This window comes from Bacillus sp. 03113 (genome assembly GCF_006546985.1).
GTDB lineage: Bacteria > Bacillota > Bacilli > Bacillales > Cytobacillaceae > VATK01.
The window spans coordinates 89,784-115,749 of the sequence record NZ_VATK01000012.1; the positions used below are offsets into that span (position 1 = coordinate 89,784).

General features: G+C 34.4%; 26 protein-coding genes, 1 pseudogene and 1 riboswitch. Of the genes and pseudogenes, 16 read left to right on the forward strand and 11 right to left on the reverse strand.

The window, feature by feature from the left end:
- Positions 1–102 precede the first annotated feature (102 nt).
- Positions 103–999, reverse strand: a complete 897-nt coding sequence (locus FDO66_RS13095; protein WP_181444568.1) for a PucR family transcriptional regulator — start codon at positions 997–999, stop codon at positions 103–105.
- Between the two features lie 192 nt (positions 1,000–1,191).
- The gene (locus tag FDO66_RS20910) at positions 1,192–1,368 is read right to left on the reverse strand and encodes a hypothetical protein (RefSeq protein WP_181444569.1); all 177 of its coding nucleotides are present in this window, start codon (positions 1,366–1,368) and stop codon (positions 1,192–1,194) included.
- Positions 1,369–1,495: 127 nt separating this feature from the next.
- Here FDO66_RS20910 and FDO66_RS13100 point away from each other — a divergent pair, with 127 nt between their 5' ends.
- From FDO66_RS13100 to FDO66_RS13110, 3 genes are all read left to right on the forward strand, one after another.
- Entirely contained in the window at positions 1,496–1,849 is a 354-nt protein-coding gene (locus FDO66_RS13100; RefSeq protein WP_141433106.1) for a YlbF/YmcA family competence regulator, read from the forward strand.
- Between the two features lie 143 nt (positions 1,850–1,992).
- A complete protein-coding gene (locus tag FDO66_RS13105; RefSeq protein WP_141433107.1) occupies positions 1,993–2,859 on the forward strand; it encodes a Cof-type HAD-IIB family hydrolase in 867 nt (288 codons plus the stop codon).
- Positions 2,860–3,119: 260 nt separating this feature from the next.
- Complete coding sequence (locus tag FDO66_RS13110; protein ID WP_141433108.1) at positions 3,120–4,634, forward strand: coproporphyrinogen III oxidase; 1,515 nt, start codon at positions 3,120–3,122, stop codon at positions 4,632–4,634.
- Positions 4,635–4,688: 54 nt separating this feature from the next.
- Here FDO66_RS13110 and FDO66_RS21510 read toward each other — a convergent pair whose 3' ends face one another.
- On the reverse strand, positions 4,689–5,636 hold the full coding sequence (locus FDO66_RS21510) for a methyl-accepting chemotaxis protein (protein WP_395939786.1): 948 nt from the start codon (positions 5,634–5,636) through the stop codon (positions 4,689–4,691).
- Positions 5,634–6,455: pseudogene (locus FDO66_RS21515) on the reverse strand (MCP four helix bundle domain-containing protein); the annotation flags it as partial. The pseudogene FDO66_RS21515 and the gene FDO66_RS21510, both read right to left, overlap by 3 nt.
- Positions 6,456–6,646: 191 nt before the next feature.
- On the opposite strand from FDO66_RS21515, the gene rpmG reads away from it, so the two are divergent.
- Together rpmG and FDO66_RS13125 are read left to right on the forward strand one after the other, a co-directional pair.
- Positions 6,647–6,796: a 50S ribosomal protein L33 gene (rpmG, locus tag FDO66_RS13120; RefSeq protein WP_141433110.1), complete on the forward strand. Its 150-nt coding sequence runs from the start codon at positions 6,647–6,649 to the stop codon at positions 6,794–6,796.
- 115 nt (positions 6,797–6,911) lie between these two features.
- A complete protein-coding gene (locus FDO66_RS13125) occupies positions 6,912–8,234 on the forward strand; it encodes an MATE family efflux transporter (RefSeq protein WP_258535726.1) in 1,323 nt (440 codons plus the stop codon).
- Positions 8,235–8,274: 40 nt separating this feature from the next.
- On the opposite strand, the gene FDO66_RS13130 is transcribed toward FDO66_RS13125, so the two are convergent.
- Positions 8,275–9,456 carry a GTP-binding protein gene (locus FDO66_RS13130; protein ID WP_141433111.1) on the reverse strand — a complete coding sequence of 394 codons (1,182 nt, stop codon included), beginning with the start codon at positions 9,454–9,456 and terminating at the stop codon, positions 8,275–8,277.
- 214 nt (positions 9,457–9,670) lie between these two features.
- Here FDO66_RS13130 and FDO66_RS13135 point away from each other — a divergent pair, with 214 nt between their 5' ends.
- The 8 genes from FDO66_RS13135 (at position 9,671) to FDO66_RS13170 (ending at position 20,089) form a co-directional block, all read left to right on the forward strand.
- On the forward strand, positions 9,671–10,570 hold the full coding sequence (locus tag FDO66_RS13135) for an ABC transporter ATP-binding protein (RefSeq protein ID WP_141433112.1): 900 nt from the start codon (positions 9,671–9,673) through the stop codon (positions 10,568–10,570).
- Positions 10,563–11,813 carry an ABC transporter permease gene (locus FDO66_RS13140; RefSeq protein ID WP_141433113.1) on the forward strand — a complete coding sequence of 417 codons (1,251 nt, stop codon included), beginning with the start codon at positions 10,563–10,565 and terminating at the stop codon, positions 11,811–11,813. Before FDO66_RS13135 ends, FDO66_RS13140 begins: the two co-directional genes overlap by 8 nt.
- Positions 11,814–11,930: 117 nt before the next feature.
- Positions 11,931–12,042: riboswitch (TPP riboswitch) on the forward strand.
- 157 nt (positions 12,043–12,199) lie between these two features.
- The gene (gene thiC / locus FDO66_RS13145) at positions 12,200–13,966 is read left to right on the forward strand and encodes a phosphomethylpyrimidine synthase ThiC (protein WP_141433114.1); all 1,767 of its coding nucleotides are present in this window, start codon (positions 12,200–12,202) and stop codon (positions 13,964–13,966) included.
- Complete coding sequence (locus FDO66_RS13150; protein ID WP_141433115.1) at positions 13,944–14,138, forward strand: hypothetical protein; 195 nt, start codon at positions 13,944–13,946, stop codon at positions 14,136–14,138. Before thiC ends, FDO66_RS13150 begins: the two co-directional genes overlap by 23 nt.
- A gap of 114 nt (positions 14,139–14,252) precedes the next feature.
- Entirely contained in the window at positions 14,253–15,470 is a 1,218-nt protein-coding gene (locus FDO66_RS13155) for a metallophosphoesterase family protein (RefSeq protein WP_141433116.1), read from the forward strand.
- A 39-nt stretch (positions 15,471–15,509) separates the two neighbouring features.
- The gene (locus tag FDO66_RS13160) at positions 15,510–18,503 is read left to right on the forward strand and encodes an ATP-binding protein (RefSeq protein WP_181444571.1); all 2,994 of its coding nucleotides are present in this window, start codon (positions 15,510–15,512) and stop codon (positions 18,501–18,503) included.
- 323 nt (positions 18,504–18,826) lie between these two features.
- Entirely contained in the window at positions 18,827–19,771 is a 945-nt protein-coding gene (yhaM, locus tag FDO66_RS13165) for a 3'-5' exoribonuclease YhaM (RefSeq protein WP_141433118.1), read from the forward strand.
- A gap of 138 nt (positions 19,772–19,909) precedes the next feature.
- Positions 19,910–20,089, forward strand: a complete 180-nt coding sequence (locus FDO66_RS13170) for a sporulation YhaL family protein (protein ID WP_309475280.1) — start codon at positions 19,910–19,912, stop codon at positions 20,087–20,089.
- Positions 20,090–20,354: 265 nt separating this feature from the next.
- Here the strand turns inward: FDO66_RS13170 and FDO66_RS13175 are convergent, their stop codons facing one another.
- Positions 20,355–21,212: a peptidylprolyl isomerase gene (locus FDO66_RS13175; RefSeq protein WP_141433119.1), complete on the reverse strand. Its 858-nt coding sequence runs from the start codon at positions 21,210–21,212 to the stop codon at positions 20,355–20,357.
- A 188-nt stretch (positions 21,213–21,400) separates the two neighbouring features.
- Between FDO66_RS13175 and FDO66_RS13180 the strand changes: the two genes are divergently transcribed.
- Together FDO66_RS13180 and FDO66_RS13185 are read left to right on the forward strand one after the other, a co-directional pair.
- On the forward strand, positions 21,401–21,484 hold the full coding sequence (locus FDO66_RS13180) for a YjcZ family sporulation protein (RefSeq protein ID WP_141433179.1): 84 nt from the start codon (positions 21,401–21,403) through the stop codon (positions 21,482–21,484).
- A gap of 61 nt (positions 21,485–21,545) precedes the next feature.
- Entirely contained in the window at positions 21,546–21,635 is a 90-nt protein-coding gene (locus FDO66_RS13185; protein ID WP_141433120.1) for a YjcZ family sporulation protein, read from the forward strand.
- Positions 21,636–21,713: 78 nt separating this feature from the next.
- Here the strand turns inward: FDO66_RS13185 and FDO66_RS13190 are convergent, their stop codons facing one another.
- Both FDO66_RS13190 and FDO66_RS13195 read right to left on the reverse strand, forming a co-directional pair.
- Entirely contained in the window at positions 21,714–21,896 is a 183-nt protein-coding gene (locus FDO66_RS13190) for a hypothetical protein (protein WP_141433180.1), read from the reverse strand.
- 174 nt (positions 21,897–22,070) lie between these two features.
- A complete protein-coding gene (locus FDO66_RS13195) occupies positions 22,071–22,616 on the reverse strand; it encodes a DUF3267 domain-containing protein (RefSeq protein WP_141433121.1) in 546 nt (181 codons plus the stop codon).
- 182 nt (positions 22,617–22,798) lie between these two features.
- Between FDO66_RS13195 and FDO66_RS13200 the strand changes: the two genes are divergently transcribed.
- Positions 22,799–23,140, forward strand: coding sequence for a DUF1878 family protein (locus FDO66_RS13200; protein WP_141433122.1), 342 nt, complete (start codon positions 22,799–22,801; stop codon positions 23,138–23,140).
- Between the two features lie 2 nt (positions 23,141–23,142).
- On the opposite strand, the gene FDO66_RS13205 is transcribed toward FDO66_RS13200, so the two are convergent.
- From FDO66_RS13205 to serC, 3 genes are all read right to left on the reverse strand, one after another.
- On the reverse strand, positions 23,143–23,718 hold the full coding sequence (locus FDO66_RS13205; RefSeq protein ID WP_141433123.1) for an HTH-type transcriptional regulator Hpr: 576 nt from the start codon (positions 23,716–23,718) through the stop codon (positions 23,143–23,145).
- Between the two features lie 336 nt (positions 23,719–24,054).
- Complete coding sequence (locus tag FDO66_RS13210; RefSeq protein WP_141433124.1) at positions 24,055–24,417, reverse strand: YtxH domain-containing protein; 363 nt, start codon at positions 24,415–24,417, stop codon at positions 24,055–24,057.
- A 120-nt stretch (positions 24,418–24,537) separates the two neighbouring features.
- Complete coding sequence (gene serC / locus FDO66_RS13215) at positions 24,538–25,620, reverse strand: 3-phosphoserine/phosphohydroxythreonine transaminase (RefSeq protein WP_141433125.1); 1,083 nt, start codon at positions 25,618–25,620, stop codon at positions 24,538–24,540.
- Positions 25,621–25,966: the final 346 nt, after the last annotated feature.

Below are 25,966 nucleotides of genomic sequence, written 5' to 3' on the forward strand. Positions count from 1 at the left end.
ATTTCATAGTTTCATTGTATTGAAAAAGAATGCGCTTTCATATAGAAGGATTGCACAAAAAATAGTTTTAATCTTTGAGCAAATTGTACATTTATCCTTCATTCATTTATCAAAAAGTAAGCAGGATATGTAAATGGTAATTGCACTGTTAAAGTCTTTTAAATTCACACCTGTTTTTTCCGAAAATTTATCTAATCGATATTGTAAAGTATTCCGATGAATATATAATTTCTTTGCGGTTAAGGATGCATTTGAATTGTTTTCTAAAAAGACCTTAATGGTAGAATGGAGCTCGGGATCCTCTTTGAAAATTGTAAACCAGTTTGAAACGATATAATGAAAGTTTTCTTGATCCAAATAGGAAATAAGCAAAGAAGGAAATATTTTCTCAAAAGTGAAAACTCGTTCAGACGGCTGATAGTTTATTCCTTTCTCAAATAAAGATTTTTCTTGATTTAGCTGTTTAGGAAATTCATGATCTAGAAAAGCGAAAGCTCCTAAATAAAAATAAATTTTAATAAAAAATTCACTTTCAAATATTTGAGATACAGATAATAAATCATCATATGTAACGGTATCTGTTTTATATTCTTCAATAAGAATCCCCTTTTGAGCTGATTCCCAAATAATTAGAATATTTTCTCTGAAATACTCTTTTAAAGCTATTTCAATATCCTGTTTCTCCCAATCTGTTCCTTCTATATAGAAATAGACTCCTCTAAACAATTTAGAATGATCTGTAGGAGGGAGTTGACCATGAAGGAATAAAAAATGATACCAAGCAGTTGATAAAGAATAAGCGTTAGTATTTGTTTCATAATAGACAAAAAGTGTCTTTAATAAATCAAGTTCATGCTGATTTATTTTTTCGATAGGAATCCCTATCCATTCATCAGTAGGAGGATGATGAAACCAGTAATATTGTAAATACTTTGAGAAATCTGGATGAGCTTTCATATACAATGCATCTGGATAATTTTCTATGAGTTTATTTAACATTGCTTCGTCCCCAATAACAAAATAGTGATTAATCTTGTCCTCATTATAACAGGTATAATAGGTTAACACCGATTCAAAAGCAATGATTAATGATTGAAAAAGATGTGTTCGTTTGAAAATGAAGGGTGCCCTGTAACTCAACATGAAATCGTTCTTGAAGTATGCAGGGCACTTATTGTTAAGTACTAGAAGTTAATCAATTTCGTTTGAAGGAGTTTCTTCGATTAGATCGACATATTCTTCAAGATTTGTTTTTCCTTCTCGTGAATATACATAGCCGCCACACATGCCTTCATTAATCATTCGATCGACGTCCATAAATGCTTTGTCACGTCCTTCGTTTTTTGAATCATTTCTTTTATTATTCATCGTGAATGCCTCCTTTCATATTGTCTTTATTTTTACTTGAATAAGATCATTCCATTCTATCTGGCTAATTCTTACATAATTTGTTATAGTGTAATGGATTGCTCATTAGGAGAGGAGAGGGACAAAAATGGCCGTAAACATACATGATTCTGCATATGCCCTGGAAAAAGCAATACGAAAAAGCAATGAATATTTGGATTTGAAAAAAATATACGATGAAGTAAATGCAGATAAATCTGCAAAGAAAATGTTTGATCAATTTAGAGATATGCAACTGAATTTACAGCAAAAACAAATGTCAGGACAAGAAATTACTCAAGATGAAATGGAAAAAGCACAAAAGGTAGTAGCTTTAGTACAACAGCATGCAAAAATATCAAAGCTGATGGATGCTGAGCAGCGAATGAGCTTAGTCATTGGCGAGCTCAATCAAATTATAATGAAGCCCCTTGAAGAATTATATGGAAGATTAGACGATTAAAAAGGACCCCACTTCACACAGTTGAAGTGGGGTTTGTTACTTTTAAGTAAATGATCCGCCTCCTCCTTCATAGTTCTAAGATCCTTTTTCGAATCATACAAGTTATAAAAGGAAACAAACATCTAGAGTAGGGGGCCTCATATATGATTTACCGATTATTAGCTTTGAATATTGATGGGACGCTTCTTCAAACGAATGGGAAACTTAATAAATCAACAAAAGAAGTCGTCGAGTATGTTCAAAAAAAGGGGATTTACGTTACGTTAGTCACCTCAAGAAACTTTCCCTCTGCAAAAAAAGTAGCAAAAGCATTAAAGTTAAATTCTATTCTTATTACTCATCAAGGCGGATATATAGCAAATTTCTTTGATCAACCCATTCACATGAAGCGAATATCAGAGGATACCACGGCGGACATCGTTCGGCTGCTTGAAGGATTTGATTGTCAAATAAGGCTAGTACATGAAAACTTTTCACTTGCAAATAAAGCATCACAGACGAGTTCCATGATGGCAAAGACCGTTTTTACATCTACAGATCCTGTGTTCTATTCACAGCAGTTTGTTGATTCGTTAAGTGATACTATTTTAGAGGACCCTGTAAGTCCTCCAAAAATAGAGGTGTATTTTGAAGATAAGGAAGAAAATCATGACGCCAATAAAGCGATTATTCAGATGTTCTCTGAAGTAAATACAATCCGAATTAATGAATATCGAATAGATATTGTTCCTACAGGCGTTTCTAAGTTAAGTGGTTTGCTTTATCTTGGAGAGCATTTAGGTATTTCCATTGATGAGATGGTCGTAATTGGAGATGGAATAGATGATTTAGAAATGATTGAAGCTGTAGGACTTGGAGTAGCGATGGGAAATGCTCCAGTAGAACTTAAGCAAGCGGCAGATTGGGTGACACGATCACAGGATCAGCACGGAGTAGCATATATGATCAAAGAACATTTCAGAAAGCAGCATCCTATTGAGTTTTTACGAAAAATGAATATTATTAAGTAACTTGTTATCGAGAGTTTAGCGAATTATTTATATAGCTATAGAGATTATTTTCTACCTAGAAATTATATAATAGTTGGTTGTTAATAACTTTGAAAAGGTATTTATCGACGTCCAGCTCCGACGTACAGGACGTACTAGTACCGATGTTGCCACAGGATGTGGCGTTCTTAATCGGCCGCTTTTGTTATATATTGACCATATTTATCCCTTTTTGTACACTTAAGCGAGAAATGTTTATAAGAAAATAAAAGGTGATTGATATGATTATATTAATAAATGGGCTAAAGGACGAAAGATTTCTTCGCCCCTTACAGCTAATAGGAAATTTATTTTTTGAAGAAACGAAAGTTATGCTCGAAAAGGATCATGAAGAAAGTCAAATGCAGGTCGTTTTCTCTGTTAAAGTGGAGAGAGATAAGTTACTTGTAGCAGGTGAATTATCTACAAATGGAGAGTCCTTTTTTGCAGAATATACAAATGTACTTTCCACTTCTATGTCAGAGAAGGAGAGATTTAAAGAGATAAAAAATGTAGTTTTACGAGTGTTTTTAGAAGTGCTCCAGAATTGTACTGGTATGAAGCAAAAATGGGGGATATTAACGGGTGTTCGTCCAACAAAGCTTCTGCATCGTAAAATGCAAGAGAATATAAATAAATCACAAGCTCATCAAGAATTGAAGGAAACGTATTTAATTTCGGATGAAAAGATCAATTTGATGCAGGATATTGTGGATCGTCAGCGTGCTGTCGTCCCTGATTTATATGATTTGAAAAAAGAAGTAAGTATTTATATTGGAATTCCATTTTGCCCAACGAAGTGTGCCTATTGCACTTTCCCTGCCTATGCAATCAATGGAAGGCAAGGGTCTGTTAATTCTTTTTTAGGCGGTCTTCATTATGAAATGAAAAAAATGGGTGAGTGGCTTAAAGAGATGGGGATTGCAATTACAACCGTCTATTACGGAGGAGGGACTCCAACCAGCATTACGGCCGAAGAAATGGACCTTTTATATGAAGAAATGTATCAATCTTTTCCTAATGTAAATAAGATTAGAGAAATTACCGTTGAGGCTGGAAGACCAGATACAATTTCAATAGAAAAGCTCGAGGTTCTGAAAAAATGGAATATTGATCGTATCAGTATTAATCCACAATCGTATATTCAAGAAACATTAAAAGCGATAGGAAGACATCATACCGTTGAGGAAACAATAGAAAAATATCATCTCGCACGCCAAATGGGGATGGATAACATTAATATGGATCTTATTATCGGTCTTCCTGGTGAAGGGGTAAAAGAATTTTCTTATACATTAAATGAAACAAAAAAGCTACTGCCTGAATCTTTAACGGTGCACACCCTTTCCTTTAAAAGAGCGTCTGAAATGACAAAGAATAAAGAAAAATATAAAGTAGCTGAAAGAGAAGAAGTGGAAGAAATGATGGAGATGGCAGAGAAGTGGGCAAGAGAACATCAATATGTCCCATATTATTTGTATCGACAAAAAAATATTCTCGGCAATTTAGAAAATGTTGGCTATTCGATGCCAGGAAAAGAAAGCATTTATAATATTATTATGATGGAAGAGCTGCAAACAGTGATCGGGCTTGGATGCGGAGCTTCGAGTAAATTTATCCATCCTGAAACTGGCTCAATCCTTCAATTTTCCAATCCAAAAGACCCAAAATCGTATAATGAAAGCTTTCAAGAATACACTGAGAAAAAATTAGCCATTTTAAATGATCTTTACAAAAAAACGGATGCATTTGTTTAAAAGCAAATATAAAGGGTAACCCAAAATAATGGGTTACCCTCTTTTTTGTTACTGTTATACTTTAAAATTCGATACAAGCTCTTGAAGTTTTTCTGCTAAGTTAGAAAGGCTTTGTGCACTTGATGATACTTCTTCTAAGGTAGCCAAATTCTCTTCTGTTCCAGCACTTATTTCTTGACTTGCCCCAACGTTCTTTTCGGCAACCTCTTTTACATGAGTGATCGCTTCGACAATTTGTTTGCTTAATGAATCAAGTTCCTCTAAGGAACCTGTTACTTCTTTTACTCTAGTTGTCACAATATCTATAGAAGATTGAATTTCATTGAAGGCAGAATCTGCTTCTTTCGTATAAGCTAATCCTTCGCCAACTTCTTTATTTTGTTTTTCCATAACTGAAATAGCGTCGCCAGTTTGTTCTTGAATTTGAGATATCATATCAGTAATGCGGTCTGCAGATTTTCTTGATTCTTCTGCAAGCTTTCTAACCTCATCTGCTACCACAGCAAATCCTTGGCCATGCTCACCGGCTCTTGCTGCCTCAATTGCAGCGTTTAAAGCAAGTAAATTTGTTTGGTTTGATATATCTGTTATAAGGCCGACTATATTATTTATTTCTAGTGAACGGTCCCCTAAAGAACGGATAACCGAGGTTGTTTTAGAAACGGATTCATTAATATTATTCATTTGTTGAACCACATTTTGAATAGACATTTCTCCTTTTTTCGTTAACTCAGTAGTCAAAACAGCAGAGTTTAACATATCTTCACTGTTGTTCGTTATTTCATTAATGCCAGATAGCATTTTTTTAGTCGAATTTTGGACTTCATTAAAGTAATTTAGCTGTGTTTCTGCACCTTCTGCATTTTCTTGAATTAAATGGGCAATCATTGTACTGGCTGATGTACTTTCTTGCGCACTTGCATTAAGCTGTTCACTGCTTGCTGCAACAGAGGTAGAAGACTCTCTAACTTCTAACACTACCCCTTTAATATCCGTGACCATTTGATTGAAAGCGTCTGCTAATTGGCCTAATTCATCTTTTGATCGAATTTTTATTTTTTCAATTCCTAAATTTCCTGTTGCTACCTCTTTCATAGAAACAACCATTTTATTCAATGGAGATGTAATTTGGTAGCTTAGCCAAAGCGCAAAACCAAGACTTATCACAATCGAAACAATTAAAATAATAAAAGTTAATAAACGAACGGAATGAACCTTATTCTCAGTTTGAATGCTTTCTTTTTTCATTTCATTCGTTTCATATTTCACTAAATCTTCAACATATTTATTGAACACAGGAAAAACATTTTTGGACATATGATTCATCACTTCAACATAGCCTTCTTGATTTCCATTTTGAATATAATCCATTGCACGTTTTGCATTATTGTTAATATCTTTGTAAATTGTTTCAATATTTGTTAGTAGTTCTTTTTCTTCTTTTAAGCTAGACATCTGTTGCAATTGATTTAATTTCTCGTTAAAAACAGTAACAGAAGCATCGTAGCTATCGATATATTTTGTATCCTTTGAAATAACAAAACCCCGCAGAGAGGCAGGCTGGCTAATCATTTCTTGTTTTAATTCTTCTGCAAGCACAAGTTTTTCAACTTGTGAATTCATTAATTGCTTATACATACTATTTACATTATTTAACTGAGTGGCTCCGATTCCTCCGATTAAAGCTAGCAATAGCAAAATAATCACAAATCCACCTATCAGTTTTTTACGAATCGTTATGTTCAATTTTTCTCCTCCAAAATAAAAAATAAAAATTTGCATATTTATTATAATAATACATATATTTACAAAATACGACATCTTTTTCTATGATATTTAAATCTTTTTGATTATTTTTTCCTCTTAACAAAATGTATATTGCATCTCTAGATGAACAATTTGATTAGTATAAATAAAAGTTTTTTGAATTTTCTTATGCTAATTGACTAAATAATAAAATTCATATAAAATTTAAATCGTAATAATTTCGATTTAAAAAGAGGTGGGAAAATATGCGAGTAAATGTTACATTACAATGCACAGAAACAGGTGACCGAAACTATATAACAACAAAAAATAAGCGGAATAATCCTGATCGGCTAGAATTAAAAAAATATTCACCTAGATTAAAACGTTACACTTTACATCGAGAAACGAAATAATTTAGACTGAAATGGATGAGTTATACAGGCTTAATAGGAAGCTGTATATACTCATCCATTAATTTTTTTATGGTACAAATACATAGTTTATTAAAGATGTAAGAGAGGCACTTCCATGAATCCTATTAGTCAAAAGGAATATTTAAAAATTGCATTCCCCCTGGCTGTATCAAATTTATCTACGCCAATCATAGGAGTAGTAGACACAGCAGTTGTTGGGAATCTTTCTTCTTCTGCTTATATTGGAGGAGTGGCAATAGGTACGCTTATTTTTAATACCTTATACTGGCTGCTTGGTTTTCTCCGTGTTGGAACTTCAGGTTTTGCTGCACAGGCTTTAGGTGCCAAGGATGATAAGCAGCTGCTTTTCACTTTTTACAGGCCTTTATTAATTTCTTTTGCAATCGGTCTGTTATTTATTTTATTTCAATGGCCGATCATTCAAAGCTTTCTTTTTCTGTTAAAACCAAGTGTTGAAGTGAAGACGCAAGCTGAAATCTATTATCATATTCGTATTTGGGGAGCTCCTTTTGCTTTAGCTAATTATGTGTTGATTGGTTGGATTTTGGGAAGATCCAAGGTTAAGCTCATGCTATATTTGCAGTTATATATGAATGTAATTAACGCAATCCTTTGTGTAGGCTTTGTATATGGCCTTGGAATGAAGGTAAATGGGGTTGCTTTTGCAAGTCTTTTTGCTGAAATCAGCAGCTTTATTATTGGATCATGGATGGTTCAGAAAGAAATGAAACAAATCAATGACAAAATTCGCTTTAAAGAATGTTTTAAAATGAAAGAAATGGTAAAGCTTATGCAAGTGAATCGAGATTTATTTTTAAGGACAATCTGTCTTTTAACTGTTTTTCAGGTGATCACTGCCATAAGTGCAAGAATGGGGAATGATATTCTAGCGGCTAACACCATCCTATTGCAGGTTCATTATATTATGGCCTATACATTAGAAGGATTTGCGAATGCAAGCAGCTTATTAGCTGGTAAAGCAGTAGGAGAAAAGAATCCGACTATGATGAAAAGAGTCATTCGTTTGTCTGCCATTTGGTCTTTTATATCTGCCATTGTACTTTCCACCATTTATTTTATTGGTAAAGAGTTTTTTATAAGTATATTTACAAAGCACGAAAAAGTAGTGGATTTAGCCATTGAGTTTTCATCCTGGATCGTATTATTTCCGTTAGCAGGTGCAGTAGGCTTGATTTTTTATGGAATATTCACTGGTGCAACAGATACTTCATATGTGAGAAACTCCACCTTTTTTGCCTGTGTTTTATTTATCATAACGATTTTATTAACAGTACCTTGGTTACAAAATCATGGAATATGGCTATCATTTATTATATTTACTTTATTTAGATCCATTGGACTGATATGGTACTTACCATCGCTTTCTAAAACTACTAAACAGGCGCAAGTGATTTAAAATGACAGGCATTTAATTGATGCCTGTCATTTAGCGATAATTAATTGGATACAGTGAATTTTGGAAGAGGGTCATTCATTTTTTTCCAATCGAAATGCATTTCTTCATCGGTTAATAAGCATTGATCTAAAGAATGTTCAATCTCTTCCGTATTCATATCGATCCCAATCATGACTAGCTCTGTCATGCGATCTCCAAAGGTAGAATCCCATTTTCTTTGCAGCTCTGGATCTTCTTTAAGCATTTGTTCTTGTTCTTTAAGAGGATATTCAGCTACCCATTCGCCAGCACCTTGAATCGTAATCGTTGAACCTGCTTGGGAGAGAAGGCCTGATATTTCATTTCGAGAAGCTAACCAAAAAAAGCCTTTCGCCCTTACAACATCAACAGGCCAATTTTCGAGCCACTCCATTAATCTTTCTGGGTGAAATGGTTTTCTTTTTCGATAGACAAACGATGATATGCCATACTCTTCAGTTTCAGGGATATGTTCTTCATATAATTCTTTTATCCAACCAGCAGACTCGCTTGCTTTTTCAAAATCAAACTTACCAGTGTTTAGAACCCAATTTACATCAACTTTAGAGAAAGAAGTTGGATAAATAGAAGCATCGCCATTTAGTTTTCTCAAAAATGATACTAACTCAAAGGTATCGTTTTCCTCTATTAAATCTGTTTTGTTTAGTACAATGACGTCAGCAAATTCGATTTGATCAATTAGCAGATCGACAACTTCTCTCACATCTGTATCATCCATTCCTTGCTTGCGATCAAGAAGAGAGTCTCCAGAAGCATAATCTTCCCAAAAACGGTTGGCGTCCACAACGGTTACCATCGTATCAAGTCTGCACTTTTGTGTTAAATCGATCCCAAATTCTTCATCTATATAAGTGAATGTTTGGGCAACAGGAATCGGTTCACTAATTCCAGTTGACTCGATTAAAATGTAGTCAATACCTCCTTGATCAACAATTTTTTCTACCTCTTTCATTAGATCTTCTCGAAGTGTACAGCAAATGCATCCATTTTGAAGCTCAACTAATTTCTCATCGGTTCTTGAAAACCCGCCGTTTTTTACAAGCAGGGCATCGATATTCACTTCACTCATGTCATTCACAATGACAGCAACTTTCAATCCTTCCTGATTTGTTAATATTTGATTTAATAAGGTTGTTTTTCCGGCACCTAAATATCCACTAAGTACGGTTACAGGTATTCTCATTAGTTTTTCTCCTATTAAACTGTATTTTAGTATTAAATAGTAATGATTACGATTTATAGTCTAACCTAATTTCAATCTACTGTAAATAAATTTACCTCTATTTTTTGCACGAAAAAATGAACAGCGTCCCAAAGAATATTAATATAGTTTTCCTTTTTCTTGAATCTTTTTTATAATGAGACTCGTAGTAAATATTGGTAAAGGAGGAGCGGAAATGACATTAGAAATTAGCGAGGTTACAAAACGCTTTGGAAAATTTAAAGCTGTAGATCAACTATCACTTTCAATTCCTGAACAAGAAATGTTTGGATTTTTAGGTGCAAACGGCGCAGGAAAAACAACGACCTTTCGAATGATTCTTGGATTATTAGAAGCAACAGACGGTCAAATTACTTGGGATAACAAGCCGATTGACTATTCTACCAGTTCATTAATTGGCTATTTACCTGAAGAAAGAGGCCTTTATCCAAAGCTGAAGGTGAAGGACCAAATTGTCTATTTAGCGAGACTAAGAGGGATGTCTAAGCAAGATAGTTTAAAAGAATTGGACTATTGGTTAAATCGATTTAAAGTTCCTGAATATAAGGAAAAGAAAGTAGAAGAGCTTTCAAAAGGGAACCAGCAAAAAATTCAATTCATTACTGCGGTAATACATAAACCTAAGCTGCTTATTCTAGATGAGCCTTTTAGTGGATTAGATCCTGTAAATGTTGAACAGTTGAAAGAAGCTGTTTTGGAGTTAAAGAAGAAAGGAACAACCATCGTTTTTTCAAGTCACCGGATGGAGCATGTGGAAGAGATGTGTGAGCATTTATGTATTATGCATAAAGGAAGCCCAGTCGTACATGGGTCATTAAAAGAAATTAAGAGATCATTCGGAAAGAAAAATTTGGTGATTCACTCTGATTTTGATCTTAGCTTTTTAAGTAAGTATCCTGGTGTGACGAAGGCAAAAGAAACACCAGAAGGAATTCAACTGCAAATTGAAAAAGAAGAAGTAGCAGAACAAATTTTAAAAGAAATTGTGGGGAAAGGGTTTATACGTAAATTTGTTCTAGAAGAACCTTCACTAAATGATATTTTTATAGAAAAGGTTGGTGCTTCTTATGAATAAGTTTTTTATTATCTTGTTTCATACTTATTTAAGCAAGCTTAAAACAAAATCATTTATCATTACCACACTTATAACGGTATTGATCGTCTCTGGCTTAACAAATTTAACGAACATTATCGATTTTTTTGATAAAGATCAAACAGACACGATTGCTGTAATTGATCAAACTGATCAATTATTTTCACCACTAATGAAACAGCTAACAGAGACCAATGACCAACTAAAGTTGGAGAAGTACAATGGAACAGAAAAAAGTGCAGAGAAAAAAGTGCGAGAAGAAGAATATGATGGTGTTTTAATCTTATCCAACGATCAAGAGGGGCTTCCGGTTGCTTCCTTTAAAGCAATGAGCATAGCGGATTCGTCGGTAGCCACTGACATTCAAAATGGTCTTCAACAAATAAAAACGAAGCTGGCTGCTTCACAAATTCATTTAACAAATGAACAGCTCGGAAAGCTTTATGAGCCAGTTGCTTTTAATAAAATCGCTTTAGAGAAAAATGCCAAATCAGAAGAAGAGCTTAATCAAGCAAGAGGACTTGTTTATGTGTTATTGTTTGTCATTTATTTTGCTGTCATGCTGTATGCGAATATGATTGCCATGGAAGTAGCGACTGAAAAATCTTCACGTGTCATGGAAATCTTAATATCTAGCGTTTCTCCTATTAAACAAATGTTTGCAAAAATCCTTGGAATTGGTCTTCTTAGCTTAACACAGCTAGCAGCTTTATTACTTGTTGGTTATACCTTTATTAAACGAAATTTAGAATCCATGAGTGGAGGATTTTTTGATGTTTTTGGCTTTCAGGACATTCCGATAATAACTATCATCTATGCTGTTATCTTTTTTATCCTTGGCTATTTCCTTTATGCAACACTAGCAGCATTTTTAGGATCACTTGTCAGTCGAATTGAGGATGTTCAGCAAATGATTACACCAATGACCTTTATCATTGTAGGTGGATTTATGATTGCGATGTTTGGACTTAATCAGCCAGACACTCCATTTATTACGGTTACGTCATTCATTCCGTTTTTTACACCAATGCTTATGTTTATGAGAGTTGGCATGCTAACATTGCCTGTTTGGGAGCCGATCTTAGGCATTGTGATCTTACTTCTTTCAGTGATCCTGATGGCCATATTTGGAGCGCGAGTGTATAAAGGCGGAGTCTTAATGTACGGAAAATCGAATTCCTATAAAGACATTAAGAAAGCTTTACAGATCACGAAAAATGAGTAATAAGATCATGATGAAAAGAAGAATTAGAAGACTACTAAAAATAGAATCACGATTAAGTTACTTTTTTGTGTCAAAAGAATAGAAAGTGTGTTATATTGAACTTGTACAATTGAATAAAATTTCCACTGGGGGGGCCGAATAGGTCGGCTGAGATTAAGACCCATATGTCTTTGACCCTTTTTCACCTGATCTGGTTCGTACCAGCGTAGGGAAGTGCATACTAGAGTGATTATCATGCAGATTCCAAGGGTGGAGTCTGCATTTTTTTGACTTCATCTAAGGATTTTTATCTGTATATACTTATTCGTCCCCCAGTGATTGTTACATGGGGGTTTTTGTTGTCTTGTTGCAGATCCTCCATGAAAAAAATGTTGGAGGTATGAAAAATGAAGAATGAAGAGACAAAGCAATACGCATGTTTACCTGGAAGTAAAAAGGTTTATATTCAAGGCTCAAGAAGTGATATTCAAGTGCCAATGAGAGAAATTGGACAAGGGCCTACAGAAGGCATTTTTGGAACAGAAGAAAATCTACCATTACGTGTATATGATACGAGTGGACTTTACACAGATTCTAACTATGAAGTTGATATTCATAGTGGCCTGCCAAAGCTTCGAGATAAGTGGATCAGAGAGCGAAATGATGTAGAAGAATACGAAGGAAGGACCGTAAAGCCTGAAGATAATGGTTATAGAAAAGAGTCTGATGGGAACGAAGTGAAAAAATTCCCACTACAAAACTATCTCCCTTTAAAAGCGAAAAAAGGACAAAATGTCACACAAATGCATTACGCCAAAAAAGGAATCATTACTCCTGAAATGGAGTATATCGCGATTAGAGAAGGACTTGATCCAGAGCTTGTGAGAAGTGAAGTTGCGAAAGGGAGAGCGATTATTCCTGCCAATGTGAATCATCCCGAAAGTGAACCGATGATTATCGGGCGCCAGTTTCACGTTAAAATCAATGCCAATATCGGAAATTCAGCTGTTTCTTCATCAATAGAAGAAGAGGTTGAAAAAATGACCTGGGCAACTCGCTGGGGTGCAGATACGATCATGGACTTATCAACTGGGAGAGACATTCACACAACGAGAGAATGGATCATTCGTAATTCTCCAGTTCCAGTGGGTACCGTTCCTATTTACCAGGCATTAGAAAAAGTAAAGGGAGTAGCAGAAGATCTTACTTGGGAGGTATATCGTGACACCCTTATTGAACAAGCTGAACAAGGAGTAGATTACTTTACAATTCATGCTGGCGTGCTATTAAGATATATTCCATTAACAGCGAAAAGAACGACAGGAATAGTCTCTCGTGGAGGATCTATATTAGCTCAGTGGTGTCTAGCTCATCATGAGGAAAACTTCCTGTACACTCATTTTGAAGAAATTTGTGAAATATTAAAAGCGTATGATATTTCCGTATCCCTTGGCGACGGTTTACGTCCAGGCTCCATTGCGGATGCGAACGATGAAGCGCAATTTGCAGAGCTTGAAACACTTGGTGAGCTTACGGAGATCGCCTGGAAGCATGACGTTCAAGTCATGATTGAAGGACCAGGTCATGTACCAATGCATATGATTAAAGAAAATATGGACAAGCAATTAGAAATTTGTAAGGAAGCTCCTTTTTATACATTAGGCCCATTAACAACAGATATTGCACCAGGATATGATCATATTACCTCGGCGATCGGAGCAGCGATGATTGGATGGTTTGGTACAGCCATGCTTTGCTATGTTACTCCAAAAGAACATTTAGGCTTGCCGAACAAAAACGATGTTCGCGAAGGCGTTATTGCTTATAAAATAGCCGCTCATGCTGCTGATTTGGCTAAAGGACATCCATCTGCTCAAAAAAGAGATAATGCTCTATCAAAAGCACGTTTCGAATTTCGCTGGAAGGATCAATTCAACCTTTCTCTTGATCCTGAAAGGGCTCTTGAATACCATGATGAAACATTGCCAGCGGAGGGTGCCAAAACCGCTCATTTCTGTTCAATGTGCGGTCCGAAATTTTGCTCTATGCGAATTTCCCAGGACATAAGAAATATGGCGATAACAAAAGAAAAAAGTGAACAAGAGATCATTGATGAAGGATTAAAGGAAAAAGCGAAGGAGTTTGTTGATCATGGGTCTGTCATTTACAAATGATCCGTTCATGATTGCAGATATGGAAGCTCAAATTCAGGAACTTGAGAAAAAAATAAAAGCTTTGCAAAATGAAATTCTTTTCATTCAATCGAATTGCCGACATGTATATTTAGAAAATAAAGGCTTTAGAAGATGTCAAAAATGCAATAAAATTGAAATCGTTTATTATTAATCTTACGAAAAAAGCTTGCCTAGAAAGGCAGGCTTTTTTCGTAAGATAAATAAGAACGTGCATTCGTTTTTTTGAGATGTTACAATGTAGGAAAAGATTGTGAAAGGACTATTTATGAAAAGGATTACATTTATTCATGCAGCAGATCTTCATTTAGATAGCCCAATGATCGGATTAAAGGAATTGCCTTCCTTTATACGTAAAAGAGTGCAGGAAAGTACGTTTGTTGCATTGAAAAAGGTTGTGGAAGCGGCGATCCTTCATAAGGTTGATTTTGTTATTATAGCTGGAGATCTATATGATGAAGAAGACCGAAGCATCCGTGCACAAACGAGATTTCGTCAAGAAATGACCAGATTAGCGAAGGAGAATATTTCTGTCTTTTTGGTACATGGAAATCATGATTATTTAACAGGAGATTGGGTTCATTTAAGCATGCCAGATAATGTTTATATTTTCCAAGGCCACGTAGAGAAAAAAAACTTTGCCAACCATCATACATCCGTTCATTTATACGGCTTTAGCTATGATCAGCGCCATGTAATAGAACGGAAAATTGATCAATATCAAAAAGTAGATGGGGCAGATTTTCATATTGGCATTTTACACGGTTATTTTGAAGGCGGCAGTGAGCATGGACGTTATGCTCCTTTTCAGCTTTCTGATTTAGTGGAGAAGAAATTTGATTATTGGGCTCTTGGTCATATACATAAACGTTCCATTCTTAGCAAAGAGCCTCCTATCATTTATCCAGGAAATATTCAAGGCCGCCATAAGAAAGAAGAAGGGATAAAAGGCTGCTACCTAGTTACGATCGATGAAGTAACAACGCATCTTCAGTTTATTGAAACCTCTGATATTGTATGGAGGAAGCTTGAGTTGGATGTTGAACAGGTTACAAGCTTTAATGAATTATATTCTTTCTGCAAAAAAGCAATAGAGAAAGAACGATCTAATAAGCAAGGAATTCTAATGTCACTTATCTTAAAGAATGTCAAATTAGAAGGACATGATTTAAAGGCCATCGTAACAGGAGAGCTAATGGAAACTTTACAAGATGAAGAAAAAGAAGAGGACTTATTCGTATGGATTTTTGAAATAGCCATACAAGAAAGCTTCATTTGGACAAAAGAGACATTAATAGAAAAGTCCGATTTTTACTCTGAGCTTTTTAATGTAATTGATGAATATGATGGATTTGATCAATCATTAGCCCCCTTATTGGAACATCATCAAGCTTCTCGTTTTATTGAAACAGTATCTGAAGAAGAGAAAAAAGAGCGATTAACAGATGCACAAAAGCTGCTAATACAGCTTCTTAATGAACATTAATCTTGATAATTCTTACACAATTAGGAAGGGAGTATGTGTATGAAAATCATTAGTATTCATATTTATGGCTATGGAAAATTTAAGAATTTAATTATACAAGATTTAAAGGATCGGCATGTTTTTTATGGAAGGAATGAGGCTGGAAAATCAACCATTATGTCATTTATTCACAGCATACTATTTGGTTTTCCTTCAAAACAGCAATCGGAATTAAAATATGAACCAAAGAAGCTTGTGAAATATGGAGGAATGCTTGAAGTGTGGTTTCCTGAAAAAGGAAGAGCTTTGATTGAAAGAGTGAAGGCGAAGGGGTTAAGTGAAGTTACGGTCACTTTAGAAAGCGGTGTAAGAGGCGGAGAGGAATTATTAAATGAACTCCTTCAAAATATGGATAAGCCCTTATATCAAGCTATTTTTTCTTTCAATTTGCAAGGCTTGCAAAATGTTCATCAATTAAAGGGGGAGGATTTAGGAAGATATTTATTTTCAACAGGTACAATTGGGTCTGATCGATTGTTTAAAATAGAAAATGATATACAAAAACAGCTAGATTTTCAATTTAAGCCTAGTGGAAGAAAACCAGTCATTAACGAAAAGCTTAAGGACCTTCGTCAGTTGTACAAGGATTTAAAAAAAGCTGAACAATTAAATGAACAGTATGTGATTTTCCTTGAGAATCGAAAAGCATGTCAAAACGAAATTGAAGAGCTTAATAGTGAGTTGAAAAAATCGCATCAATCGCTGAATAAACTAGAAGAATGGGGCAGGATGCAGCCTGTTTTTTTAGAACAGCAAGTTCTTTCCGAAAGAATAAAGGAGTTTGAGCAAGGGTCCTTTCCAACCGATGGCATATTAAGACTAGAACGCTTAATTGAAGCAATTCAACCATTAGAAAGCCAAATAAATCACTTAGCACATAAAAAGATGCAGATAGAGCAAGAAATGGAGTCTTTAAAACCAGATCAAAAACTTTTGGACCATGAATCTAGCATTTCTTTAACCATTGAAAAAATGTCTAATTATGATCAGCTCGTACAAGAAAATATTCAATTAGATATGAAAATAAAGAAGCAAAAAGAAGATCTGATTCTTTTAAAGGATAAGCTTCATCTTGATCTATCAGATAAGGCAATATTAGATAGTAACACAAGTATATTCATGAACGAACAAACAGCAAATGCACAGAAAAACCAAAGGCGTTTATTAGAAAAAAAAGACGGGTTAGAAGAGAGATTTAATGAAGAAAAAAGAGCGTTAGAAGAAATTGAAATGAAAATAAAATGGATAAAAAAAGGGCTTCTTTCAGAAACAGAGCGAGGAATCCTTTTAAATAAATTAAAAGATCAAACTGATAGACCGTTGCTTAGTACAAAACGAGATGATATTCAAAGTAAGATACGCATTCTGAAGCAAGCGAAGCAGACAGAATTAAAAAAACGCAAACAAGACAGGCTTCAGTTACTAATGTTTGGGGTAATCTTTTTCATTTTTACCATTTGGGGTTTTATTGAGAAACAGCTTATCATGAATGTGGTTGGGGCTGTTGGCATATTTATTTGCCTATTTTTCCTTTTCAGACTTCAGCACTCTAAACAACTAAAAATGGTTGAAATGGAACTCGAGGACTTACAAAAGCAGGGGAATCGTTTAAGTACTCAATTGGAAGATGCCCCCTTAGAAACAGAGAATCTTCAAGCTCTACAGCTTGAGAAGGATCAATTGCAAAGGCAGGAACTAAATCAATTAACGATGAAATGGGAGCAGCAAAATAAATATTATGAAAAAGTTATTGATGGTTTTGAAAGATGGGAGAAGGAATTTAATGAGCATAAAAAAAGGGTTATTGAGTTAGGAAGATATTTAAACTTACCAGATGAAATTTCTTTATTAAATATCCATGATGCTTATACGATAGTCGAGAAGATGAAATCAATCCTAAAGGAATTAGAATATTTTACAAAACAGCATCAGCAGATAAATTTGGAATTAGAACAGATTAATACAGATATTAATCATTACGCGCGTTCCTTTCTTGAAACACCACTTTCATCCTTATCGGAAACAGTCCTTTTGCTAAAAACTAAATTAAGATCAGAAATGGAGAAAAAAATACAATTTAAAGAGAAAAGTAATAAATATTCTGAACTACATGAAGAAATGAACAGGCTTGATCATAAAATGAAGCTTCTTCAAAATGATAAAGAGAAGCTTTTGCAGGCTGCTCATGTAGAAACAGAAGATGACTTTCGAGAAATGGGGAGAAAAGCGGCAAAAAAAATGGAGATCAAAGAGCGCATGGAGCAGCTGCAAATGCAATTAGCATTGTCATCATTATCGATGAACGAAATGCTTCATTATTCGAATACTACTTCATTGATAAAGGAAACAATGGAAGAAATACAAGTGCAAATAGAACAAACTCAGCAGAAAATGACAGACGTACAAAATCGTTTAGCAGAATTGAATTATCAAATTGGTTTAATAGAGGACGGAGGCATTTACACAGACTTATTGCATCAGTACAAGCAAAGGAAATTTGATTTTGAAGAAGAAGTAAAAAAATGGTCTCGTTTGGCATTAGCAAAAGATCTTTTAATGAAGACCATTGAACGATATAAACATATCCAGCTTCCTGCGATGCTTACAAAAGCTGAAGAATACCTCAGCTATTTAACAGAAGGGAGATATATTCATATTTTTCCGAAAGAAGAGGGAAGCGGCTTTTTAATTGAAAGTCACGAGCATGAAATATACAATGCAAACGAACTGAGCCAAGCGACGACAGAACAGCTATATGTTTCCTTGCGATTGTCATTGGCATTTACTATTTATCAAAAATATAAACTGCCTATTATTATCGATGATAGTTTTGTTAACTTTGATGAAAGAAGAACAGGAAGAGTCATGACATTATTAAAGACATTTCGTGATCATCAGTTATTGTTCTTTACTTGTCATCGGCCTTTATTATCATACTTTAAACAGAGTGAAATGACTGATATCGCTGAAAAAGTTAAGCTGCAATCTGTTTAATGTAGAATGTATGCAGTATGATATACTAATATCGTAAGAAATGTGGAAGCGGCTTGATCAGCCCTGAAGAAAAATGTTCTAATGGCTCAAAAAGTGTTTTTTACTTTTAGAGACATTAGGTTATTTTTCACAAGGGCTAGGCGCTGGCCGATTAAGAACGCCACATCCTGTGGCAACATCGGCACTAGTACGTCCTGTACGTCGGAGCTAGACACCGGTCGAAGTTCCGAAAACTTATACTTTCTTACCCTTGTAAATAAAATGAAAAATAACGATGTAAAAGAGACGAAGGATAAATTTTTATAGAGGAGCGACGGTTTAATATGTCAAAAGGTATACTTCATTTTGAAGTAGGGGAGCAAGTTGATTTATTTTTAATGATTAAAAGTTCAGTGAAAGCTACTGCAAGTAATGGGAAGCCTTTTTTAACCCTTTTTTTTCAAGATAAAAGCGGGGATATTGAAGCAAAGCTTTGGGATGCTTCTGATGACGATGAAAAAAATTATTGCCCCGAAACCATTGTAAGAGTGAATGGTGATATTCAGAATTATCGAGGGCGTAATCAACTAAGAATCAGGCAAATTCGTTTAGCTTCTCAGGATGATTCAGTTAAGCTTTCTGACTTTCTTGAAACAGCACCATTAACCCCAGACGATATGATGAGTAAGATTACTCAATATATCTTTGAAATGAAAAATCCAAACATTCAAAGAATCACGAGACATTTACTAAAAAAGCATCAACAAGCATTTTACCAGTATCCAGCTGCCACAAAAAATCATCATGAATTCATTTCTGGATTAGCTTTTCATGTGGTAAGTATGCTGGATTTAGCCAAAGCTATAGCGGGATTATATCCTAGCCTAGATAAGGATCTACTATATAGTGGGATTATTCTTCATGATTTAGGGAAGGTATTTGAATTGTCTGGACCTATTTCTACTGTTTATACTGTTGAAGGAAATTTACTTGGTCATATTTCCATCATGGTCAATGAAATTGGGAAAGCTAGTGATGAATTAGGGATAGCTGGTGAAGAGGTGATGATTCTTCAACATCTAGTTCTTTCCCACCACGGAAAAGCAGAATGGGGCAGTCCTAAGCCTCCTTTAATAAAAGAAGCAGAAATTTTGCACTATATTGATAACATTGATGCAAAAATGAATATGCTTGATCGAGCTTTAGAAAGAGTGAAACCTGGGGAATTTTCAGACCGCATTTTCCCATTAGATAATCGTGCGTTTTATAAGCCAACCTTTCATAAATAATTGATAGAAAAGGGCAAGTGCTTGATTTCTTTGAAAGAAGTCAAGTACTTGTCCTTTTCTGGAATCATATTTTAGACTTTGTTACATAAGAATGTATCAGAGAGAATCAGGAGATTATTTTTGAAATGAGGTGTAATTTTGATCATTCCAATTTGGGTATATTTTGTTGTAGTTGGAATTGTGATAAGTATGTACATGGCTATCCGTACAGGTAGAGCGGAAAGGAAGCAAGAGGAAGCACTGATTGAGAGAGATGGGGAAATATTTATGAAAAGAATAGAAGAAGAAAAGGAAAGAAAGCTATTAAAGAGTGAATAGTGCTAGGACTCCTTATATCTATTACATCAACAGATATAAGGAACCTAGCATTTTTTCTTCTCTTATGAAATAGAAAGCTCGCTCTCATGTAATCCTTCACAATCGAGATTAAGTGAGACTAATTTTATATTTTTTTTGAAAATAGGCGGGTGTCCAGCTGTGCGCCTAGCCGCTCGGATCATAAGCCACAATACTCCAAAAATCAGGATTTTCTGTGTATTGCGTCTTATGTCTGTCGCAGCTGATCAAGGCGCTTCCGCTTTTCTTATGATTGTTTAAGCTCTACAGCACCTTTAAGGTCTTTATCTGTAACATTTACATCAGCATCCTTAAGCTCACGTTCCATTGCTTTTTGGATACTTTCGCTTGTAATTTTAGATACCTTTAGATCATACGTCATTTGCTTTTTCATTTTTTCAAAAGTGTCTTTTTTCTTCTTGTCTGTTACTTGAATAATATGAAATCCATGCTCAGACTTAACAGGGCCACTGATTTCATTTACATTTAAGGCATAAGCCGCATCTTCAAATTCTTTGACCATCGCTCCTGCACCAAACCAGCCTAGGTCTCCTCCGTTTTGTGCTGAAGCAGTGTCAGTCGAATATTGTTTAGCTAGATCCTCAAATTTTTCCCCTTTATCAAGCTTTGCTTTCACTTCATTGGCTGTATTTTCATCAGCAACCAAAATATGGCGAGCCTTAATTTGTGGTTTGAAATCATCATAATATTTTTTGACTTCTGCATCTGTCACCTTAATATCTTTTACAGCTGCTTTTTCTTGAAGAATGCTTGTTTTTAAGCTTTCGCGTAAATCCTTCTCATCCTTTAAGCCATATTGAGATAAAGCCATTTGAAAGTTAGATCCTAGTTGATCTTTAATCGCCGCTACTTTTTCATCAAGCTCTTTATCAGTTACTTTATATTTATCAGATAATATTTTGTTAAAAAGCAACTCTTGAAGAGCCTGCTCCCCAACTTTCTCTTTCATCGCATCATATAACTCATCCTTCGTTATATTTCCTGCATCTGTTTTAACGATTGCTTGTGAGCCATTGCTTCCACAGGCAGTTAAGCTGCTGATTACACCTGCTGAAATAACAAGGGATAAAATCCTTTTTTTCAAATTAAACACTCCTAAAAAAATTTTTTGATCGTTTTAATCCACAAACATTACTATATCATAATTTTGAGAAAGAGCAAAAAATATTGAGAATGAATTTATTGATGGAAAAGGAAAATAGGCATTTTAATCTATGTCTTTTTATTGATGTACGCATAATATGAATCATAAGAGATTAAGGAGGTGCTAGTATGGGTCATGTACATGGTGGAGGATTTGCGTTAATTGTGGTGTTGTTTATTTTATTAATTATTGTTGGAGCTTCTTGGTTCTAAGTATGAGATTTATCTCCTGAGATCGTATGCTCAGGGGTTCAAAAGAAAGGAGGCAATGGATATGTCTGGTGCACCAGGATTTAGCGGAGGGTTTGCGCTAATTGTCGTACTGTTTATCCTTTTAATCATCATTGGAGCGTCTTGGTTATAAAATAACCAGATGTCTTTTTTCATACACGGAAAATGTAAAAGCGGTGAGAATATCTACTCACCGCTAAGTATTTTCCAATTAAGAAAATAAAATTTCAATATAGGAAGAAATCAATAAAATAGTAATAAGAATATTAATAGTATGAAATACTCTTGATTGCTTTTCTTCGGGAATTTCTTTTTGTAAACAAAGTAAATTTGTCATTTTATTAATATTAAACAATATAACAATAGCAAAAACAATGGTAAAAATGGAGATCATCATTGATTCCCTCCTTCTGGCAGACTTATATATGGTACATACATTATCAAATTTTGCAAAAAAAAGATAGCAAATTGTTTTTTATTTTGCTTTTGAGTTACTGACATGAGAATAGCTATCTCTTACATAATATATGTGACTTTAAAAAAAATATGAAACTTAATTGATCACTTATTAATCAGCAGTATAGACTAATATTTCAAATCCTTCCTCATTTTCTTCAATGTAAGCTTTTCTTGGAGCAAAAAGGACATTTTTTGTGCGAATAAAATCTGGTACACAAAGCCCTATGTGCATAGCTAGTAATATAGTCAAATAATGAACATAATGAGTAAAAAGAAAACAGCCAATAATTAACGTGACATTAATTAGAAAAAAAGGCAACATTGATGATAAAAGAAATAGATGTTTCGAAATAGGTTCAACTGCTCTAATTTCAATAATAGGAAAAAAGCGTAATTTAAAGTACACGATTCTCTTTACATTCTTACCTAAATGGGCAATAGGAATGTAGTGAAGTAATTTATGAATTGGGTACAAAAGCCAAAGGCATAATAAAAATAATAAAAAATATTGATTATATAAAGAAGTTGTAACAAATAAAAAGGTCGCCGGTACATAGAGAACAATAAATGCTATTAGCATCGTTAAGGAAGACAACATGACAAGTCTTTGTGACCCATATTGTTTATTGAAATTAATCGTCTTCCAGCAATTCATCGTATCAACCCTCCATTAGGAGTAAAATTTATGTTTAAAAACTCACTTAGATAATGTACGATGAAAGATAAAAAAAATCAATAGGGAAAAAAGCTACTTTTTGACTTTATTGTGTACACATAGCGAAAGAAGAATTAAGATATAGATGCTACAACTTTTCAAAATGAATTGAGGGAAAAGGCATGGATCTAGAATACCTTTTAGAAAAAATTAAACGTTTAGAATTTCATCAAGGCCTGCTATTAAAAATGCTACCGCATACGAAAGCAGCTTTTTATCAATTAGTCATTGAAAAAGGCTTAAGAGAAAGGGATCTCGAAGCCTTTAATAATATTTGTGAAAATTTGAACATTGAATTAGAGGAACAAAAAGCGGAGGGCTTTGTTCATTTTCACCCGCTTTTTGAAAAATTCACAATGAATTTACATCCGCACCTTCGACCAGAAGAGACGATTGAAGCTTGCCTTTTACAGGGAATTTATATTCCATTAATGATGGAGTTAAAAAAGTATACGAAAGAATAGCATTATAAGGTTTCATTGATGACTGTATCTTTTTTTCTAAGTTTTCTATTTTCTTCAACAAAGTCATTGTCAATATTCGTAAATGCTTTTTCAAATATTTTCATAAAATCATCGCCATAAATATTCCGAACGATCGTCATCATTTCTATAAACTCAGGAAATTTACCATATAAATTCCGTAATGGAAGAGCACCAGAAAATGTTGTATTATTGCTAGGCTCATAGGTCTCTAATAAACTTAGTAAAATATTTTCACCTTTTGTTGTTAATTTAATATACGTATTTCTTTTATCGCTTTCTTTTTTTGAAAACTCCAGAAAACCACGCTCTTCTAACTTTTTCGAAAAATTAAATGCAGTGGAGACATGCATAACCCCAAATTTTGCAACATCAGAAATCGAAGCACCATTTAAATGGTAGGCAATCCATAATATATGATGCTCATTAATATTTAAATCAAAGGGTTTAATCCACTGCTGCCAATCTTTTTCAATGGATTTCCATAACGCTTTGCTTAGCTGAGCAATTCTTTGACTAAAAACAATAGCTTCCTTCATTGAAAATTCTTTTTCATTCATCCCTAAACTCACCCACCTTTATATCTCTATCATCATTATGCCAATAAAACAAAAATTAATAAAGAAAAAAATTTACGAAATTTTTAGAAATTAGAGAAATAAAAGACATATGTAATGAATATTTAGATATAAAAGGATCTTTATAATGATAAAATTAGAAAAATAGGTAAATATTGTATGGGGTTGATGAAGGAAAATCATCTTAGAATATTAAGAACATTATTTTTCATTACAAAGGGATCGAACCTACACGTCTAATTCCGCGTAGGTGATTCCTTAATGATATTGAGAGTGGTCTACTTGATTCCCTTAGCTTTTAGATTGTGACATTCACATTCATTCAGTTTGTTTACTGATTGTTGACTCCAATTGTTTTAGGGCGGCTTCAATTTCTTCTAATTTTGTCTGCAGCTCTTGCTGGTGAGGAGTTATTTCGTTCCGCCATTGATCAATAGCGATTTTTACGTCTGAAATAAAATCGATTAATGAAGACTTTCCTTCAATTGTCACAGTTTTTAATGCTGTTAAAAGAGTGGAGATATGTGTGCTCAGTTCCGTTATCTCAAACTTAAGGGTGTCTTTATGATCCTTGATATATTTCCTTACTTCGCTCCCAGAAGAAGGAGTTAAAAATAGAGTGCTGATACCAGCGGTTAGACCGCCAACTAGTAAACCAAGTGCAAAAGTTTTCGTTTTCATTATTATCACTCCAGATATCAGAAAATTTAGTCTCTTAAATGATTTCTACGTAGTTTTAATATTTTCCTTCTGAAGAAAGGTATGAAAAAACCCGTTAGAAATTTAACGGGTTTTTAGAACTTAATATTGGTTTTGAAATTCTTTCATGAATTCGGCAAGCTGACGAACATGATCAAGAGGAACTGCGTTATAAATGGATGCACGGCAGCCGCCAACTGAGCGGTGTCCATTTAGACCGACAAAGCCTTTTTCTTTTGCTTTTGTAAGGAAGGCTTTTGTTATTTCATCATTTTGTAAAGTAAAGGTTACATTCATATTTGAACGGCTGTTTTTCTCAGCATGTCCTTTGTAAAATCCGTTGCTTTCATCGATCGCATCATATAATAATTTTGCTTTTTCGTCGTTCGTTTTGGAAATCGCTTCGATACCGCCTTCATTTTCTACCCACTTAAGAACAAGTGAAAGTAAGTATATAGCTAAAGTAGGTGGGGTATTGAATAATGAATTATTTTTGGCATGGGTTTGGTAATTTAGCATAGTTGGCAAAGAATCTTTTGAAAGCTCTAATAAATCTTTCTTAATAATAACAACAGTTACCCCTGAAGGACCAAGGTTTTTTTGTGCACCAGCGTAGATGACATCGAATTGTTCTACGTTGACTGGTCTGCTTAAAATATCACTAGACATATCAGCAACTAATGGAACAGAGAGATTCTCTGGAAAAGAGCTCCATTGCGTACCAAAAATAGTGTTATTGCTCGTTACATGTAAGTAAGCTGCATTGTCAGGTATTTTACTTGTATCTAATTCAGGAATATTGGTGTAATTTTCTTCTTTGCTAGTGGATAGAATGGCTGTTTCTCCAAATTTTTTCGCTTCTTTTAAAGCTTTTTCGGACCAAGCACCAGTTAGTGCGTAGCAGCCAACTTTCCCTTCAGTGAGAATGTTCATAGGAACCATCGTGAACTGAAGGCTAGCACCACCTTGTAAGAATAAAATTTCGTAGTTATCTGGTATCGACATAAGCTTTCTTAGTAAATCTTTTGCTTCGTTATGGACTTCCTCATACTCTTTGCTTCGGTGGCTGAGTTCCATAATTGACATACCAGTGTTATTAAAATTCATCCAAGATTTTTGTGCTTCTTTCAGCACCCATTCAGGCAGTGCTGCTGGTCCAGCATTGAAATTTAAAGCGCGACTCATTGTATTTCCTCCCGATAAAAGCATTGTTTCGCTTTAAAGCGATATATGAAAAACATTCATCCTTATCGTACCAAAAGTTAAGCATTTGTACAGATAAAAAATATAAAAATATTTTGTCGAAACAATAAAGAATAGTTCAATTTATGTTTTCCAAATTGGAGATAAATAAAACCATTGCAGCATTTTGCCGAATGGTTTTATGTTTGTAAGGTAAGAAATTAACATTTTTGAAGTCCGACTGGTATCTAGTATAGCGCCAAGCCTTTGTGAAAAATAACCCTTTGTCTCTAAAAGTAAAAAACTTTCCCGTGCCAAATGAACATTTTTCTTCAGAGCTGACCAAGGC

Excerpts from the sequence above, each read along its gene's own strand:
- FDO66_RS13095 (WP_181444568.1), bottom strand. The coding sequence starts at position 999 with ATGTTAAATAAACTCATAGAAAATTATCCAGATGCATTGTATATGAAA.
- FDO66_RS20910 (WP_181444569.1), bottom strand. The coding sequence starts at position 1,368 with ATGAATAATAAAAGAAATGATTCAAAAAACGAAGGACGTGACAAAGCA.
- FDO66_RS13100 (WP_141433106.1), top strand. The coding sequence starts at position 1,496 with ATGGCCGTAAACATACATGATTCTGCATATGCCCTGGAAAAAGCAATA.
- FDO66_RS13105 (WP_141433107.1), top strand. The coding sequence starts at position 1,993 with ATGATTTACCGATTATTAGCTTTGAATATTGATGGGACGCTTCTTCAA.
- FDO66_RS13110 (WP_141433108.1), top strand. The coding sequence starts at position 3,120 with ATGATTATATTAATAAATGGGCTAAAGGACGAAAGATTTCTTCGCCCC.
- FDO66_RS21510 (WP_395939786.1), bottom strand. The coding sequence starts at position 5,636 with ATGGTCACGGATATTAAAGGGGTAGTGTTAGAAGTTAGAGAGTCTTCT.
- rpmG (WP_141433110.1), top strand. The coding sequence starts at position 6,647 with ATGCGAGTAAATGTTACATTACAATGCACAGAAACAGGTGACCGAAAC.
- FDO66_RS13125 (WP_258535726.1), top strand. The coding sequence starts at position 6,912 with ATGAATCCTATTAGTCAAAAGGAATATTTAAAAATTGCATTCCCCCTG.
- FDO66_RS13130 (WP_141433111.1), bottom strand. The coding sequence starts at position 9,456 with ATGAGAATACCTGTAACCGTACTTAGTGGATATTTAGGTGCCGGAAAA.
- FDO66_RS13135 (WP_141433112.1), top strand. The coding sequence starts at position 9,671 with ATGACATTAGAAATTAGCGAGGTTACAAAACGCTTTGGAAAATTTAAA.
- FDO66_RS13140 (WP_141433113.1), top strand. The coding sequence starts at position 10,563 with ATGAATAAGTTTTTTATTATCTTGTTTCATACTTATTTAAGCAAGCTT.
- thiC (WP_141433114.1), top strand. The coding sequence starts at position 12,200 with ATGAAGAATGAAGAGACAAAGCAATACGCATGTTTACCTGGAAGTAAA.
- FDO66_RS13150 (WP_141433115.1), top strand. The coding sequence starts at position 13,944 with ATGGGTCTGTCATTTACAAATGATCCGTTCATGATTGCAGATATGGAA.
- FDO66_RS13155 (WP_141433116.1), top strand. The coding sequence starts at position 14,253 with ATGAAAAGGATTACATTTATTCATGCAGCAGATCTTCATTTAGATAGC.
- FDO66_RS13160 (WP_181444571.1), top strand. The coding sequence starts at position 15,510 with ATGAAAATCATTAGTATTCATATTTATGGCTATGGAAAATTTAAGAAT.
- yhaM (WP_141433118.1), top strand. The coding sequence starts at position 18,827 with ATGTCAAAAGGTATACTTCATTTTGAAGTAGGGGAGCAAGTTGATTTA.
- FDO66_RS13180 (WP_141433179.1), top strand. The coding sequence starts at position 21,401 with ATGGGTCATGTACATGGTGGAGGATTTGCGTTAATTGTGGTGTTGTTT.
- FDO66_RS13185 (WP_141433120.1), top strand. The coding sequence starts at position 21,546 with ATGTCTGGTGCACCAGGATTTAGCGGAGGGTTTGCGCTAATTGTCGTA.
- FDO66_RS13190 (WP_141433180.1), bottom strand. The coding sequence starts at position 21,896 with ATGATCTCCATTTTTACCATTGTTTTTGCTATTGTTATATTGTTTAAT.
- FDO66_RS13195 (WP_141433121.1), bottom strand. The coding sequence starts at position 22,616 with ATGAATTGCTGGAAGACGATTAATTTCAATAAACAATATGGGTCACAA.
- FDO66_RS13200 (WP_141433122.1), top strand. The coding sequence starts at position 22,799 with ATGGATCTAGAATACCTTTTAGAAAAAATTAAACGTTTAGAATTTCAT.
- FDO66_RS13205 (WP_141433123.1), bottom strand. The coding sequence starts at position 23,718 with ATGAATGAAAAAGAATTTTCAATGAAGGAAGCTATTGTTTTTAGTCAA.
- FDO66_RS13210 (WP_141433124.1), bottom strand. The coding sequence starts at position 24,417 with ATGAAAACGAAAACTTTTGCACTTGGTTTACTAGTTGGCGGTCTAACC.
- serC (WP_141433125.1), bottom strand. The coding sequence starts at position 25,620 with ATGAGTCGCGCTTTAAATTTCAATGCTGGACCAGCAGCACTGCCTGAA.